The following is a 17,306-nucleotide window of genomic DNA, read 5'->3' as shown; positions in this document are numbered from 1 at the left end:
AGCTATCAGCCAAAAATAACTTACAGCTTAAATTTTTCAATTAGTTTTAATTCAAATTTTTTATAGCTATACTTTTATCAAACGCGTCAGCTAAAGCAAATTTAAATAATTTATCTAGGCTATTTTCTCCTACTCGCCCATGGGCAGATTATAGAATTTGATATCACGACAACAAAATGACTACGCCTTGGGGTATAGTAAAACCATCTGATTTACAGTTAGTACACCGATATAAATGTTCTGCTAAGAAATCAGAGCAAATGTACCAAAACCTCAAAAGACAGACATCTACACAAGATAAGTATTTATTTGAATTACAGAACCAATTACTAGATATTGTTGGTGATATTTCAGAAAAGACAGGAAGTTAATTTTGCTAGAATCTAAAAAATTAGTACCAAAAAAAATCATCATTTTGTTTGGCGGCGTTATCTAGAAAATTGGCAGGTTGATAATAAATTAGCTTACTTTGCTACTAAAAAACATATTGCAGCAACTGAAACCGCACTTGGAGTAGCTAAGCAAGATTTTTTTTATAAATTGGAACATATTGAAAATTATGAAGATCTATATATTAAGATCATTCTTAAGTTTATATCTGATTCTAATTACGAGATAAACCTTCATTACTACAATTCGTTTAAAGCTGCTTTAAAACAATCCGATAGTGTTAATAACTGGAAAATTAACCTTTTAGAGAATTATCATTCTAAAATAGAGGGTAAAATGCTTAAAGTTTTGCCTCAACTAAGTAATGGTGATTTTAATATCCTTGAAAACTCAGATTACTTTAAAGATTTTATGAATTTTCTTGGTCATCAGGCAACTAGGACTAAAGATTTAAAAGATAGTAGTTTTTCTAAGTTAAATTTGTGGCCTAGATTTTCTTTAAATGAGAATTTTAGAGATGAAAAAGATATTGACATTCTATTGAGTGTATTTAGAAAACACTGGTGGTTTTTTAGTTTTGTCTTTGGGCAAAATTACGCTCTTAATCTCTTAACAAATTGTAATATCGATATTCATATCCCATTAATTAACTCTTCAGACATTTCATTTATTACTTCTGATTCACCAGTAGTAAGTCTTAAAAGTATTACTGGTAATGGTAAAGATCTCTATTTTCCAATCTCACCAAAGTTTGGGTATGTAATCTTACGTGATATAAACACTAAATTTTTTTAATGAGTTATGTACAACAGAAGATGTAAAATTATTTAACCCATTAATTGTTCAAAATTCACATCAAACTTATTTTGCAGATTCAGAATCTTCTATAAATGAATACAGAAAGTTATTTATGAAAACTCAGTAGTGCCATTATATCTTATTGCTAACATTGTAAATAATTGATAAAAAGGACTTTCGCCCTTTCCTTTAATATTACGTACGATAATTTATGGATTATTAACTACGACTCATAAAACTACATTACTTGATAGATTAGATCATTCAATTATTTTCAGCTCAACATTTTCACTATTGAGTTTTTTATCAAAATCATCGGCTAATTTTTCAGTCTCGCTAAATACTGTTCGCCAATATTTTATACGTGTATCCGAATCGAGATCTGTAAAGTCGTTTCTGTCGGGGATTTTTCCGTAAGGTAAGCTGGCGATGAATTTTTTAGAGGGAGTGATCATTACTACGTTATCGTAATTTTTAGCGGCGACTTTACGTTTTAAACTTTTATCAAACCACCCTGCTTTTGGATCTGAATTGAAATGTGGATATAGAATAAGTCCAGGATTGTTAATTTTAAAATCAAAGTGGTAATCAACAATACCACCATCGCGATACATGCCTGCAGGCGCGCCGGCAATATTTTTTATACCTTGCATTACCAGCGGTATTGATCCCGATGCCAGTAACGCATCTTTTAAATTGTCAGTGGTTAAATCTATATGTGTGGTTTTAAATTTATAACTGTCTTTAACTGCCAATTCACTGTTGGGCGCTTGAAAAATAACGCGTTCGTATTGGGTTGTTAAAAATCGTCTGTTTACACGATTGCTTAAATAGCTTTTGGTAAGTCCGAGTAACTGCAATGCTTTTAGTTCACTCGCTACTAAGCCATTGGATTTTGCGACAATAAAATGCGCTTTAAATACGGGGTTATTTATAATTTCGGTGACACCGTTATCGCCAAACACATCTTCGAGTAGTGCGCGGGCTTTAGTGGTAATTTCATTAGGAGTGGGTTTATTACTAGAATATCGGGTTTGCGAATACGATTTTGCTAAGCGTTCAATGGCCGCAACGGGATCGTTTTGTGAAAAACATGCAGATCTGAATGCTCCAGCCGATGATCCAATTAAATTGAGTTGCGATGATCGGTTTTTAAAAAACTCACCAAAAATATACTTATCTAAACCAAATAAAGTAAAGCACCTATAATACCATACACCGATAAATATAAACATCTTACATTAGGTTTTACGCCTTGATTTTATTAGACTTTCTACATATTTAAGATAATATTAAAAAATCAAAAAAAATTCATTTTTTAGATTTATTTGACTAATTTTTAGCGGCAAGTGGTGTTGAAATTCTTTTCAATTTATCAAATCAATCGTTTTCTCTTTGACGATTTCTTCAAAGATCGAGATACCTAACTAAGCTGAAACTACGTATAGAAAGAACGCAAAACCAAGCGAAATAACCGCCAAAGGTTACACTCTTTTAGATATTGTTTTGCGCTAAAATGGAGTTAATGAAATACTTAATTTTTAGATATTTAACCCCATTTTTTTAGTAGCAAAATACAATGTTTTAGTACCATTACTGAAAAACTCTTTTTAATGTATTGGACTATTAAATACTCATAGACATACTTTTTCTTCGAAATTTTTGATTGTCTGTCGCAATATATTCTTCTCTTGTTATGTTTGGCTCTTGTGCGGCTAACACAACATTATTTATATCAGTCTTAAACTCAGTAGATGTTAGATTACCGTTGTTTAATAACATATGATTGTCAATCACATCTTGAATATATGTTTCCAAAAACTCTCTTCGTTCTGGTAATACCGCACCACTATCAATTAAGCTTTGCGCTAAGTCTTTATTCAATGTATCAGTTGCTACTAACTCATCATTATACATATCAGCTAATGACACTGGCTTAACACTATTCGTAGGTTGTGTTGTTTCAACAAGCTCATTAACAACTGTATTAGCAACCATAGACGTATCATTAGTTAAATGCTCTGGTGTCCATGTATTACTAGCTAATAACTGATTAGGGTTAGGCATTGATAATTTTTGGTCTGGAAAAATAAGATTAGGATCTTCAATACTATTCATTTCAGCAATCTTATTTACCATAGCTTCTATATTTTCAGGTGTCGCATTATTACCTAAATAACTCTCAGCAATTTCACTTAACGTATCACCTTGTGAAACTGTTATTTGTGCTTGCTCTACTCCTAAACCATTGGCTGTTTCATATAAATTATCTTGTGTGAAGTTTAATGTTTCAATAGTTTGTACTCTTCCCTTCCAGTCTTCAGCGTTAATATCTAACTTTATTTCTGTAGGGAATGTGCCATTAGCAATTTGTTTCTCAATGTTAGCTTGTACGTGTTGTTTCAAGTCTTCAACCGATACACCACTTATTTGATTTAATGCTTTATCAAGTTGGTTTTCATCAACACCATTAAATAAATCATTTGTGAATGCTTCTGCTTGTTCTATTTCAATACCTGTAAAATCAATTCTTGCTTCTGCTGGTATGAAATCAGGTTGTACTTCTGGAATATCTTTAACAGGCTCTTCAACAGGTGGGGTTGTATCATTTACTTGTTTTTCAACTGTTGGTGTACTACTTGTGTCATTAACGACACTATTATCTACGGCATTATTCTCAACAGGTAATTCAGTAGCGTAAACATTATTTGAGAAGTCTGGACTTGATAAACCTCTTTCAACTGCTTCTTTTGCTGTGTTAATACCGTCATATAAATTTGCTTTGATTGCGGCTATATTTTCAGGTTTAACAAACTCTTTTACATTATTGGCAATACCTTCACCAAATTCTTTAATGTTTTCTTCAACTTTACCATACGCGATTTGTGCGGTTTCCATATCGCCTGTCATTAAAGTATAAGCACCTAACCCTACTGCTCCGACAATTACTGCGCCTGTAGCTAAATATTTTCTTGCCTTTGTTCCTTGTTTAGCACCTAAATAATCTAATGAATTACTTATTCTTTCACTAACCTTTTCTCTAAATGGTTTTAACTTATCACTCATTATTAACTTACTAATACCTTGTGATACAGCAAAACCTACAGGGTTGATTACTGCTGATGCTGCTTTAAGAGAAGTCAACGCACCTTTTTTCAAGTGTTCTTTATTTATAAAGTGCTTGATAAGTGATTTAGGGTTTATCTTATGTTTTCTGCCAAAAACGGTTAACGTTGCTTGTGCTCTGGCTTCATGTTTATCAGTATTAGTTTTATCAATACTATTATCTATTTTGTCTCTAACATTCTTTACGATATCAGGATGACGTTTAGCTACTTGGTTATAGTATCTTTCATTTTTAACATATTGCTCTGCTATATAAGCGTCTAAGCCATTTTTATGTTGTTCTTCTAACCATTCTAGACGTTGCTTTTGAAAATCATTTACAGCATCACCACGTAGCCTTAGTGTATTTATCTCTAAGGTTTCTAATTTAAACTGGTTATAAATATCTCTTTCAGGCTCAAAAATGTCGTCTTTAAATGTGTCTATTAAAGCTGCTTTTTGTTCTTTCGAAATATCTTTACGTCTGTTTATTTGATTGCGGTATCTTTCAAAATCTTCTTTGTCTTTTTGTATTGCTTCTTCAATAACAATTAACCTTGTCATTAAAGTTTCAATGTTATTCATATTTTTTTCATGGCGTTTATCAACAACAGGAAGGTATTTGATTTCTGCGGTTTCTTTAACCTGTTCTAAATTATTGTCGTTAACCTGTTCTTTGGTTTGCGACTTAACAAGTTCTTGGTACTGTGCTTTTGTTATTTCTTGATAATAAACTTTGTCTTGATCTTCAACGTTATTAACAGGTGATTTGAAAAGCTTTATATATGTACCGTTAATATCATGTACTGTTGCGTTTTCTCTGGCTTTGTAATCTATATTTTCAGGGTTATCAGTAGGAAGTATTAGAGTGTCGTGTTTAATTCCCTCTAAACCGCCTATACCTTTTAAAAGCTCACGATGTGCTATGTCTTTACTACTGTGAATAATAACAACACTGTTTTTAAGTTTGTTATCACTGCTGGCTGGAATAATATAACCATAATCGCTTAGTGGTATAACATCACCATAACCTAAACCATTTTCAGGAAAACCAGCGTCTATGAAATTAGGGTTTTCACTGTTGGTTAATCTACGTAATTGAGCATCTACACTGTCGTTTTTATCAATCGGTAGCATTCTCTCAACAAAAGCATTAGGGTGATTATCAAGTGCGTTTTTAATACGTTCTTCTTGAAGGCTATTGTTTTCTTCTAGCTGATTAACTTTTTCAACGTGTTTTTCATAGCGTGATTTATTTAAACGCTGGAAGGTATTTTGTATATAAGTTAAGCCTTTTTCGTTTTTAAGGCTTTTTGCTGTTAAAAGCTGTATCTGCTCTTCCAATTGAAGCGAAGGTGGAAACTTTGTATTCAATACTGTTTTAACATTGTCTTCTGCTTGTTTTGCTTCTGGACGTTTCATAAACTCAACATAACCTTCATCAGTTAAATATTGAGTTCGCTTTTCATTATCTTTGAAGCCTGTTGTTTTAGCATACTCATTAATAACAAGTTGTCTTAAAGCAAATTCCTGAAATTCTCTGCTATGTTTATATCTTTCTTGTAATTGATTAAATAATTCTCTTTCAGTACTTTTAATTGTGTATTGAGAAATATAATCATATTCTTTATGTACCTCTGTTATTTGCTTGCGCTCTTTTGCGCCTTTGAAATATTCTCCACGTAGCTCTTTTTCAAACTGATAAAACGGTACAGGTGTTGTGTTTGGTGATAGACCGATTTGATAAGCTGCTTTTTTTGCTTGTTCTACATCATTTTCATTAACAGGTGTAATAAATTGCTTTCTTATAATGTCAGCTTGTTCTTTCATCTCTTCGCTAACTTTAAGCTCTTCACCATTCTTAATTGCTTCCTCAATCTTTTCATAGTACTCGTTAAGGCTGGTTTTTAAGGCAACAACCTCTTTTTTGATTTCTTCTCTATCTTTCTCACTGATAGAAGCGCCATTAACAGGTTCTATAACTTCAGCTATATCTGCGTCTGGTTTTTCGTCAAGGTCAAAATCGTCTAAGTCATCCGTTTCAAAACTTTCTTCTAAGTCAAAATCAAGATCTTCGTTATCAACACTCTCGTCAAACTCAAACTTATATTCTTCGTCTTTTATATTCTCTTTGCTCATGCTAACTCTCCATTTATTTTTATATTTATAACCTTGATCTTGCTTTCATCGTGCTGCGGAAGTGTGTAGATTTTGGCAAGCCAAGTAAAAAACAATAACTTTTCCTGTTCACTTCTTTTTTGCTTAAACTGCCTAATAATGAAACCCTGCTTACGGTTATCAGTTCTTTTGATTTGTTCTAATAAAATACTGCTTTTGATTGAAGTACTATTTCCAAAACGATCTTGAAAAAACCACTCTTCTATTTCTAAGTCTTGAAACATTTCGTCAAACTCCATATCACAAAAAGTATTTATATAATTAATTCTTTTCATATTCACTCCTTCATTCTATTTATTAAATTAACATTAAAAAATCAAATAACAACAACACTTAGTAAAGTATTGACTTATATTTTAAATATAATATTTATTATATATAGGAGACATATACATTAAGGAGAGATGACTTTGAAAAAGATATTATTAACAAGTGTAATTGCGCTAATTCTTTCAGGCTGTGGAGAAGAACCACAACAAAAGCAAGTAAAGATAACCCCTACCGAACCTACCGCTAAATACGTGGTACAGATTGATCTTGATAAAGTTGTAGATGAAGAAGGTGATAAATTACAGCTGAATAAGGACAGTATAAAAGTGAAGAAAGATCCACGATTAACACCTTATATTGATTACTCTGATGAACTATTCAAGACCGAAGACAAAGAGCTAAAAGCGAATATCGTAGAACTAATAGAAGGTTATGAGAAGGTAATTAAAGATATAACAAAACAATTTGATGACTTTATTGACGAAGCTGTGAATGTTAGGAAAGACAATATTAAGGAAATTAATGAAGTTATCGTTTCTCAAAATGCTCTAATGGATGAAAATTGTGTAAGCATTGACAAAACAAATGAAGTAAGTTGTGCGGAAATAATGGAAAACGTACACAACTTAAAAGAACAAGTTAAAAAGATAGAGAATGATATATTAAATATCAAAAAGAAGCTTGTTGTAGAGCATGACAATGAATTGAAAAAATATTATACACAACTTAAAAACAAAGTTGCTAAGGCGAAAGCCTAATGTTTAAAGGGTTATACAAGAGTTTTATACTCCTACTTCTATTTTTTCTCTTGTGTAGTCCTGCCTATTCTCAAATCAATGAGTTTGAATGTACTCCTGAAGAAATGTCAAAAGTATTAGATAGAAATGGTAGAGATAGATTTAAACAAACTACGTATACAGATTTTGTTAAACCTTATCAACAAACAATAGTCCAAGAAGTCGCTAATGAAATCACTGAAGAAACTGGAAGACCGACAAGCGCAAGTGATATCAGGGCTGACGATTTGAAAGACCGTGGAAAAGACTTTTCATGTATGAATGTTGATTTTTCAAAGATTGGCGAAAACATAATGGAAGGTGTAGACAAAGTTGGTGAATTATTGACAGGTGGTATTCAAAAAGCTGGTGATATCATTGATGACGTTATGGAAGATTTGTCAAAAGGCTTGTGCTCTAATGTTGTTAATGGCGTGGTGGGTTTTGTCGGTGAAAATCTCGAAGAGATAGGTGAACGTGGTAAGCGTAAAATGGAAGCTGAGATACGAGAGAAAGAGATTGCGCGTATCTTTGAAGATGGTGGTAGAGATTATTTAATTATTGAACAAATTGAAGAAACCTTTGGCGATAAGAGCAATATGTTGAAATGGCGTGATAACAAAATTGATAAAGACGCATTTAAAAGAAGCGTTAAGTCTCAATGGAGTAAAGAGCTTGAAGACTTGTATGACGATTTTGACGATCAAGTTGATGAAAAGATAGATAATTAAAAAGCGCATTTTAATATACGCTTGGTGTTAAAAATTCATAACGTTTGACATTGTTTGTTGTATTTTTTCAAAATCATTAGCGCCATTTAGCTCTAACAAAAAACTGCTTTTATATTCTCTTGTTAACTCTTTAGATTTTGTTTGTTTTATCTCATTAATTAATTCTTTTAATATATCTTCTTGGGTCTTTCTCATAATAAATCTCCTTGCTGGCTAATATATAATTATCATAAATTTATTTTCAAGCAAGGTATTAGCTTTCCAAGCATTGATTTATTCTCTTTTTGTTATATAACAAGTGTATAACAAAGGGAGAATATATTATGAGTTTTCAATATTTATATGAAGAAATAAGAGAGTTATATTTAAACGATGGAAGAAAAGACGTATCGGAAATTGTTAAAAATAGAGAAATAAGCAACGAAGATCGTAATGAATGGCTACTACCCCTTGCCTGTGAGTTTAACCACACAGCCCTTGCCAAAGCCTTAATTAAACTTCCTGATACACAAGTTAAGTTTTTTACTGATACAACAAAGCATAGGACTGACCATGACGCTGTTGAGTATATGTTTACTCACGACAATAGAGAGTTAATTGATGCCTTCTTTCAAAGCGAAAAAGGAAAAAACTATCACGACTTTTCACAGCAACGTTTTATACACCCTGAAGTCATTGAAACGCTTATTAATGACTATGATAAGAACCCTACTATTTTTGGAAGTCATCACGCCAAGACTGTTTTAGAAAATGGAAATAAACAACTTGGTTTAGATATGTTAATCGCTCAAAGTAAAGATATGGTTGAGTGTGGTCATTTTGACGAAAAATCATTATCTAAGAAGCAAGAAAATGACGTTATGGCACTGATAGAGACTGGTAATAGCACTCTTATCGGTGATTACTTAAAAGAGCAAGATTACATACATTTAGATACGTTAGACGCTGCTGTGGGTTATAACAATGCCTTGGCTGCTGATTTAATATTTAAAGAGTTAGAGAAAAAGAATTTAACGACTGAAAAAGGTGCTATTGAAGTTTATGAAAACCTTGCTGCTAACTATGGCAAGCTTGAACCTGATACCTTTAACGTCTTTGAAGACTTCATAAAAGACTTTGCTGTTAACCATAGTCATAAAGTTGATAACAGTGTCAACGTTGCGATTGCTGCTACCTGCCTTGATACCTTCGAGCATATGCCTGTGCCAAATGAGAACTTGGCTAAATTCCTGTTTAAGAATGTTCCTGACCTTAAGAAAGATTTTCAACAAATGCGTCCTGATTTGTATAAACCATTTGAAACTAAACAAACAGGTATGAAATTGAGTGCGTTTTGATATCACCTTCGTTTCGAGATTTTATTAAAGTTAATCAGGGATGTTTCTATACCTGACCAATTATCAATTATAACAAGGGGAGAAAAATTATGACTAACAAAGCAACAGAAGAACAAAAAAGCATTATTAGAAAAATCAAAAAAGGTATCAATGAAAACAATTTTGATACTTTGTTAGAAGGCTTTAAAGACGCTATTGAAAAACATGAAAATGTTATACTTAAGAACGCATTAGATAAACATTTCATTGATTACACAATAACCGCGCAAGAAAAGCCCTTTCCTTTTGAAACTCAATTCGTTGTAGATTTAATTAAAACCGCTTCTAAAAATGGCAACTATGAAGCAATAGGTATTATTCCTACGAACAAGTATGAAGTTATTCAAGAAGCTGCCAAGGTTGTAATTGCTAATGACGATGTTGCTTCATTTGACGCTTTAAGCGAAAAAAACGATGACTTTTCTATAGATGGAGATTTAATACATAGAATTGCCATTAACAATAATAGCCAAAATATGATAGATAATATTTCAAAATCTTATTTCAGCGAAGAAGTTTATGTTGATATTTTAAATAGCAAAAATACTGAAACAATCTCTAAATATATGCTTAAAGACTACAAAGAGTTTGTAGAGATTTTGTCTCTTGAAGAAGACGATTGCCTTGAACCATTTTTGAAGATTAAAGACACGTTGTTTAAATCAAAAGCATTTAATGAAATAGCGACTGAACGTGGAATTGATACAAAAGACGTTATCGAGTATTCCGAAGATTTGTTAGAGAAATACCACAAAGAAGAATATTCAAAGTATAAAAAAATAGAGAGAACAAAACAAAACATCATGTTTTTCTAACCATTGATTTATATTTCTTATATGTTATGACATTAAGTATATAACAATGGGGAGAGTTATTATGTCTAAATACAACAAAGAGTATGTCGAGAAGCTATATAAAGAAAAAAATCATAAAGAAGTTTCAAGATTAGTTAAGGAAAGATTAATAAGTAACGAAGATAGAGATGAATGGTTATTAAACCTTGCTTCACGATTTAACCACAATAACCTTGCCAAAGCACTTATTCAAATACCCTCAGTTAAAGTCAATGATGCTTTTGATTGGGCTGTTTACAATGATAATGAAGAATTAACATATAGCCTTTTAAAAAATAGAGAAGATGAAATTAATTTAGATATAAAAAAACATTTTATTGACTCCATATTTACTGAGGAATTCAATACACTCAAGGGGGCTATTTTAGCGAAACCCGAACTCGTTAATGAATTAAACGATGAAGATATCTTTAGTATTGCGAAAGCTGAAAGGGAGGACATATTAACTCTTGCGTTTAACAACTTTGAAGAAAGTAAGTTTAGAGAGATAATTATAAACTTAGAGTTTTCCGATTTAGATCAAAAAGAAATAGATATAATATGTAGCTCGATTGAAAACATTACTAATGTTAGTGAAAAAAGAGCACTTTCAATTTATAAATTTGATTATTCACATTCAGGTCAAAAAAGTGCTTTATCAATCATTGATAAACTTGGAATTCCTGATTTTGAAAAAGAAGATATTTATGTTCGAATGAATAAAATGCGTGGTTTAAAAGGTTTTAAAGCTGCTGAAAAAAACCTTATAGCCGAAAGAATTAAAGAAGAAATAAGTGCTGGAAAAAACTTTTCCGAAGATAATTTATTTAATCTTATTGAACATGACTTCGATAGTCGTAGTAGCGATAATTCAGTTTCTACTTTTATTTTTAACAACAATAATGAGATTAAAAAGAGAGTTAAAGAAGAGTTGCCTGAGATATATAACGAGTTGAATAAGCAACGTGTTAAAGACAATGTTATGTCTTTCTAACAAAAAAAAGCCACTCAACGTGGCTTTAATCTTAAATACTTAACCTTGACGATCTCTTCGTCATTGGTGGTTGTAGGTATTCATCAAACTCTACGCGCTCTTGTACGTGTTGTTTAATCAAGTTATCAAGTTTAGAAACAAAGTCGTGATCGGTTATGTTAAACATTACATTATCACCCTTTTGTGCTTCAACCAGTTGTATTGCGTCCTTTTCAAAAGCTTTTATATCAGCACCTTTCAACTCGTCCTTAAACATGTGAATAATACTTTGTACTAACTCACCTGAACTAATATTAGGCTCAATATAATTTTCTTTTCTCATCAGATCATTTTTGCTGTCTAACCTTGCTTTCTCAAACTCATAATCGTATACCTCTTCAATCGTTGGCATATCAAGTCTACGGCTTGCTGTGGTCTTAGTAGGATCAGGCAACTTGTTTTTCTTAACGATTAACACTACTGCTTTATCAATCATTTCTTGTCCTACATCTCTACCTTTGAAAACTAACCTTGCTATATCTTCAAGCTTGTCATTTGGCTCTGTAATGTATGTATTGTCATCACTGATAACTCTTTCATTACTAAGATTATGCTTTTGGCTTTTAACCATTTTTTCGTTATAGAGATTAACGGCTTTCTGCGCTGTCCATACCGCTTGATTAAGCTTTACCAGTTGTTGTTTCTTACTCATAGACACATCACTTAAATACTCATAGATATAGGCTGCGCTATGGTGGTCTAACGTGGCTTTTAAACCGTGTTTAGATAAAATCATTTCACTGAATGATTGAGCGACTATTTCTTCAAAACCATACTTTGATTTTTCAGGGCTGATATGTCCTACCATTTCACGATTTAAGCGGCTAGGGTGTCCTGTGGAATGTCCTAACTCGTGCGCTAATACCCCTGCGTAAGCAACATTACTAACAAAGCGTGATTGCTCTGCCATGTAGATAGTGTCTGCCTTTTTATCGTAATAACACTCGTTGCTTTCGTGATTAACAATTTTTACACCTAACTCATTTGCCACTAAAAATAGCTCTTTCACTGCTTCGTGGGCTTTTTCGTCAAACAACTGTTCTATTGTTCCGTCTTTAATGGCTTGTTGTTGCTTTTTAAACTGTGTGTATTCAGGTTGAGAGAAATACCATTCTTCAAGCTTGCTTGTTTTTAATTCGTCTGGTAGTTGATCGAAATGATATACCTTATGTGATTTATTAACCTTCTCTTCTTTTACTTCACCTGTTAACTCTCTTCGGTCATATTCTTCTTTCGTGATATACCTGCCTTTCTTACCTTTTTCGATAGTGGTATCAACGTAAGCGGTATCTCTAAACCACACTTCATGATGGTGCTTTGGAAGTTGACTTGATAATGTTTCAGGGTTAGCACCAAACTTTATTAATTGTGTTTTGGTGATAAAGATAGGTGTAGATAGATTTTGTTTTTGCTGTCCTATCATAAGCGTTTCAACATTAACGCCTGAGTAGTTGTTAACTGCGTTTTTTGGCATTCCGTAAGCAATGCCTACGTTAAGAATATCAACTGTTGGTGTGCCTGTAATATCATACTCTTTTGCTTTTTCTTTAACATACTCAATAAAGTCATCTACACCGTCAGCGTTATTGTCCTTGATACGCTGCTTACACTCTTTGACAAGGGTTAATTCACTGTCATTGTAGAAAGGGTTATCAACCATTTTCTTTAAAGGGTGTGTATCTAAAAACGCTTCATATTTCTCAATAGTCGCTTTATCAGCTTCAAACTTGTTTCGCTTCATATAAAAATTGAGTTGTTTAATACTTTTAATATGTTTGTTCTCGCTTATAAACTCTTCCTTGATTAGCGCTAAAACGTCTAATTTCTCTTTTGTCATGACGATCTCCTTTTCGTTTCTTATTTTATTTTTATCAGTTATTTTTTAAATCACGTTGATTTTGATAATTATTAAATTGTGATAAAACTTTTATTAAGAACAAAAATAAAAACTATGGGAAGATTTATAGGAAAAGGAAAATATGTCTATTCTCAACAAGAGAAAAAAGACTATCAACAAATGATGGTTTCAAAGTGGAAAGAGAAATATATAACCATTACCTCTTTGAAAAATGATCGTCTTTGGACTACCAAAATGATTGATGATTTTCTTGGTAAGCCTTTAAGAAACAATGGCTATAAGTATTTTCTATTAGAAAAGGTGTTAAAAGTAGAAGCCAAAGAAGTCGTTAAGAAAAAGCTTAATACAAGGTTAATGAAAAGACTTAAAAGAAATCATGAATACTATTTAGAAAGTGGTTTGGAACTATACAAAGAAGATCATTTAAAATACATTAAAGCTATGATAGAAAACTTCTAAATATATCAAATAAACATATAAGCTTATTGCTTTTTTTCTCTTTTATTATACAACATTAATAACAGGGAGAATTGTAATAATGGGAAGGTATCTATTAGGGTTTGTATTAAGTTTTTTATTGATACTACCACTACAAGCAAAAGACAATGAATGTGGTCTTAACGAAGATGGCACTGTAAGCGATTATAGCTTTGAAGTGTGCGAAGAAGATAAAGCGTTTGGTATGCTTTATTCTATGATGCCCGAAGTGTTTGATAACAACCTGTTTAATGTCTTCGATTTAGGTGAAGTAGAGAACTTAAAGAATAGTCCTGAGATTTTATACGACAAGCAATTCAACCGTTTTACCCCTATTTTAGTAGTTATTATATCCTCTGTATTAGATTTAACCATTTTATTTGCTTCATTCTTTCTTGCTTATAAGTCCTTTTGGTCGTTGCTTACTGCTATACAACGTGGTGATTTTATTGCTGATAGGCAAATATCACCAAAAACACTATTTATAATCGGTTTTCTCATTTCTATATCATTAGTAAAAGTCTTTGACTTGGTAATGATACAGGTATTGGTTTTATTAATGGCTATGGCTGCTATCTCTATCGCTAACTTTATGTTTAGTGCCTTTTTGTCTTCCGTTGAAAAGAAAAATTATGCGTCCGAAGACATAGAGATTGATCGTATTGATATACAACAAAATCATAATGACAGTATCGCAAGGAACTACATTACGTCATTAACTAAAATGGCGTTATGTCGTGAAATCACTTCTCAATACATAATGAGTATGAATGCTTCAATGATTAACAATGATAACTATGAAGAAAGTAAAAATTGCTCTGCTGGTATCAATGGCATAGGTGTAAGTAATCAGGTATTTAGTGATACCGACTTATTAGATAATAAAAAGCCCTACCCTACGTTTATTAATCATGACTTATCACCATTCGATCACAAGTGGGATCAGGAAGTTGCTTCAACTTATCAAGTGTCATTTGGTATCAGTAAGCCAAAGACTTGTGATATCGACACGTTTATTGATTATCAATGTGGAAGTATTACCACTGTATTACCGACTATCAATGATAACGCCCTTTTGAAAGCCATAGGTAAAGACAAATTTTCAAATGTGGTTTGGGGTGTCATTAAGTCATTGAACCTAAATGGCGGTAATTCAATGCGTATTCAAAATGGCTGGAAGTCGATTTACTCAATGATAGAGACAAAACTTAAGTCATATAACAGTTATGAGATAGGTACAGAAGAATATGAGCTTGCTGACAAAATCATAAACCAAAGAAACAATATAGCGATTAAGCGTGTTTCTTATTATTACCATCAGCTTATTCAAAACGCCTTAACAACGGGTATCACTACGGCTGTTAATCAATACCCTACTGATAGTGTGTTTATGGCTGGTAAAGCAGGTGAGAGCTTTGTTGCTGATAGTTATACCACGAGTATTCAAACTGACTTTCAAAGAGCCACACAACTTGCCAAAAAAATACAGAAACAACACTGTATTCTTAACAATAAAAATGTTGTCGAAAGCGTTAACTTCCAAAGAAAGTTAGCTGGTACAGGTAATAGATCAAGCAATGTTAACCCGTATTGTGTCGATATTGATACGCTTGAAGTGTATGGCGCTGATAGCAATGGTGAGCCTTTAGATAATCGTAGTAGTGAAGTATTAACAGAAGTTAGAGACTTACAAATTGAAGTGGTTAAAGACACGATTGAGCTATCAAAAGAAGTGGCTAAAAGACGTATGGAAGTTGAAGCGTCTTTATCTATGGTATTGAGACAACTTGACGGTAGCGACTTCTTGAAGTCGATAAGACAACAAGGTTTTATGGTAATGCCTAATTATATGATGAAGGTATCGCGTGAGATTAGGAATAATGAATTTTACTTTGAAGCCTTGATTAAAAGTGGCAATTTCTTACCGATAAAAACTGATAGCAATTTTGTTGCTGAAAGTATATCAGGCTTAAACTCTACGGCTGACTTTGAACCTTATATTAATCATTCAAATGTCTTTGCTAAACTTCAAAATCAGTACAGTGATAGTGTTTACGCAAACAGTAGTCAGTATGTTGTATCAGTTATCGAGAACAATGAAGAAGAGCTTTATAAAGGTAATCAAACCTTTAAAGAGATATACAGTTCGTTATTCCAATCACCGTTTAACCGTTTCGAACAAGCAATAGGTGTATATGAGGTAAAAAATAATAAAGACTTTAATGCTAAGTCATGTAGTGAAGTGTCTGATCTTTGTCCTATTCCCGTTAATGATCCGATTATCGAGTTAAATCAATTCGGTCATTTCTTGATTAAAAACTCAATTGCTTTTTTTGGTATATCAGCAGGGTTAAATGCGTCTATGTCTACTAAGGCATTATTGGACGATAGGAAAGCGAAGAAAGCGGCTAAAAAGAATATCAAATACGAAAAACAATCAAATGATATGTCAAGCTTCCTTGGTATCTTAGATATTGCTAACAAAGTCTTAGGCTTGTTATTTACCGTACAAATGGCATTAGGTATCTACCTTGCCTATGTTTTACCGTTAATACCTACGTTTTTCTTCGCTATGGCGTTTTTATCATGGTTTTTGGTGGTGATACAAGCGTTAATCATTTCACCGATTTTAGTTATAAATATGCTTCGTTGGGATGAAGAGAAGCAAAACATTATTAAGTATTTAAGTGTGTATACTGTCCAAATACTGCTTAAACCTGTGATTATGATAACCATATTTATTGTGTCGTTTTTTGTATTCAAGGTGCTGTTGTTCTTTATTAACTCAGTATCTTTAACGTTATTCTCTCAAACAAACGGTCAAGGTTTTGTTATGGGCTTCGTACAAGACTTATTGGCTATTATCGCTATGTCCTACTTAGTATTTGTTGTACTGAGAATGTGTTTTAACTTAATCAACACCTCAATGGACTTCATACTTGAAAAACTTGAAGCAAATACAAGCTCTGGTGATGATTTCAGTAAAGTAGAGCAATTGGTTGAAGCGGCTATGACACAAAAGGGATCGAGTATGTTAGGTAAAGCGTTTGAAACGGCTGGCAAGTTTGGGAAAGGGAAGAAAGAAGGAAAAACTTAAAAGCGTTTCATTTTGATATGCGTTTGAATGCGCTTAACAATATCTTCATCATAGGTATTGTTGGCGTATTCTAACAACTCTTGGTTATCTAATACCTTGTATTCAATATCGAATAGTTTTCCATCATGAAACTCAACGCTTGCTAACACATAGTTATCATTGAAGAAAAAAAACTGATTATCAATATACACTTCAATATGAGTTTTAGTTTCTGGATCGTTTAATTCGCCTACCTCTTCATTTTTAAACAACAAGTTATTTTCTAAACTATCATTTTCAAATTTTTCTTTAAACTCGTCTAACCATTCCATTATTAACGCCTTATATTTTTCTTTATTATATGTTAATTATAAATATATATCAATCTTATATATTGTTTTTTAT

General features: G+C 32.4%; 14 protein-coding genes. 8 read left to right on the top strand and 6 right to left on the bottom strand.

The window, feature by feature from the left end; all coding sequences use genetic code 11:
* Positions 1 to 390: 390 nt before the first annotated feature.
* Complete coding sequence (locus H5203_RS21360) at positions 391 to 1,185, top strand: DUF4238 domain-containing protein (protein WP_182820266.1); 795 nt, start codon at positions 391 to 393, stop codon at positions 1,183 to 1,185.
* A 263-nt stretch (positions 1,186 to 1,448) separates the two neighbouring features.
* Here H5203_RS21360 and H5203_RS21355 read toward each other — a convergent pair whose 3' ends face one another.
* The 3 genes from H5203_RS21355 to H5203_RS21345 form a co-directional block, all read right to left on the bottom strand.
* Complete coding sequence (locus tag H5203_RS21355; protein WP_259401991.1) at positions 1,449 to 2,423, bottom strand: patatin-like phospholipase family protein; 975 nt, start codon at positions 2,421 to 2,423, stop codon at positions 1,449 to 1,451.
* 391 nt (positions 2,424 to 2,814) lie between these two features.
* Positions 2,815 to 6,432 (bottom strand): LysM peptidoglycan-binding domain-containing protein, encoded by a 3,618-nt coding sequence (locus tag H5203_RS22700; RefSeq protein WP_220495342.1) that lies wholly within the window; start codon positions 6,430 to 6,432, stop codon positions 2,815 to 2,817.
* Positions 6,429 to 6,746: a hypothetical protein gene (locus tag H5203_RS21345; protein ID WP_182820264.1), complete on the bottom strand. Its 318-nt coding sequence runs from the start codon at positions 6,744 to 6,746 to the stop codon at positions 6,429 to 6,431. Before H5203_RS21345 ends, H5203_RS22700 begins: the two co-directional genes overlap by 4 nt.
* Before the next feature lie 135 nt (positions 6,747 to 6,881).
* Between H5203_RS21345 and H5203_RS21340 the strand changes: the two genes are divergently transcribed.
* Complete coding sequence (locus H5203_RS21340; protein ID WP_182820263.1) at positions 6,882 to 7,499, top strand: membrane lipoprotein lipid attachment site-containing protein; 618 nt, start codon at positions 6,882 to 6,884, stop codon at positions 7,497 to 7,499.
* Positions 7,499 to 8,248 (top strand): hypothetical protein, encoded by a 750-nt coding sequence (locus H5203_RS21335; RefSeq protein ID WP_182820262.1) that lies wholly within the window; start codon positions 7,499 to 7,501, stop codon positions 8,246 to 8,248. The genes H5203_RS21340 and H5203_RS21335 overlap by 1 nt, the downstream gene beginning before the upstream one ends.
* Before the next feature lie 27 nt (positions 8,249 to 8,275).
* Here the strand turns inward: H5203_RS21335 and H5203_RS21330 are convergent, their stop codons facing one another.
* A complete protein-coding gene (locus H5203_RS21330; protein WP_182820261.1) occupies positions 8,276 to 8,443 on the bottom strand; it encodes a hypothetical protein in 168 nt (55 codons plus the stop codon).
* Positions 8,444 to 8,571: 128 nt separating this feature from the next.
* Here H5203_RS21330 and H5203_RS21325 point away from each other — a divergent pair, with 128 nt between their 5' ends.
* From H5203_RS21325 to H5203_RS21315, 3 genes are all read left to right on the top strand, one after another.
* A complete protein-coding gene (locus tag H5203_RS21325; RefSeq protein ID WP_182820260.1) occupies positions 8,572 to 9,585 on the top strand; it encodes a hypothetical protein in 1,014 nt (337 codons plus the stop codon).
* A gap of 89 nt (positions 9,586 to 9,674) precedes the next feature.
* The gene (locus H5203_RS21320) at positions 9,675 to 10,439 is read left to right on the top strand and encodes a hypothetical protein (protein WP_182820259.1); all 765 of its coding nucleotides are present in this window, start codon (positions 9,675 to 9,677) and stop codon (positions 10,437 to 10,439) included.
* Between the two features lie 61 nt (positions 10,440 to 10,500).
* Positions 10,501 to 11,451 (top strand): hypothetical protein, encoded by a 951-nt coding sequence (locus tag H5203_RS21315; protein ID WP_182820258.1) that lies wholly within the window; start codon positions 10,501 to 10,503, stop codon positions 11,449 to 11,451.
* Positions 11,452 to 11,482: 31 nt separating this feature from the next.
* Here H5203_RS21315 and H5203_RS21310 read toward each other — a convergent pair whose 3' ends face one another.
* Entirely contained in the window at positions 11,483 to 13,327 is a 1,845-nt protein-coding gene (locus H5203_RS21310) for a zincin-like metallopeptidase domain-containing protein (RefSeq protein ID WP_182820257.1), read from the bottom strand.
* Between the two features lie 78 nt (positions 13,328 to 13,405).
* Between H5203_RS21310 and H5203_RS21305 the strand changes: the two genes are divergently transcribed.
* Positions 13,406 to 13,807 carry a hypothetical protein gene (locus H5203_RS21305; RefSeq protein ID WP_182820256.1) on the top strand — a complete coding sequence of 134 codons (402 nt, stop codon included), beginning with the start codon at positions 13,406 to 13,408 and terminating at the stop codon, positions 13,805 to 13,807.
* A gap of 79 nt (positions 13,808 to 13,886) precedes the next feature.
* Positions 13,887 to 16,922 (top strand): hypothetical protein, encoded by a 3,036-nt coding sequence (locus H5203_RS21300; RefSeq protein WP_182820255.1) that lies wholly within the window; start codon positions 13,887 to 13,889, stop codon positions 16,920 to 16,922.
* Here the strand turns inward: H5203_RS21300 and H5203_RS21295 are convergent.
* Positions 16,919 to 17,233: a hypothetical protein gene (locus H5203_RS21295; RefSeq protein WP_182820254.1), complete on the bottom strand. Its 315-nt coding sequence runs from the start codon at positions 17,231 to 17,233 to the stop codon at positions 16,919 to 16,921. The two genes, H5203_RS21300 and H5203_RS21295, sit on opposite strands and share 4 nt — an antisense overlap.
* Between the last annotated feature and the right edge of the window lie 73 nt (positions 17,234 to 17,306).

Source organism: Pseudoalteromonas sp. SG41-1 (assembly GCF_014164575.1).
Lineage (GTDB): Bacteria > Pseudomonadota > Gammaproteobacteria > Enterobacterales > Alteromonadaceae > Pseudoalteromonas > Pseudoalteromonas rhizosphaerae.
The sequence above is the reverse complement of the archived record's forward strand: the minus strand, read 5'-3'. Positions and strand labels throughout refer to the sequence as shown.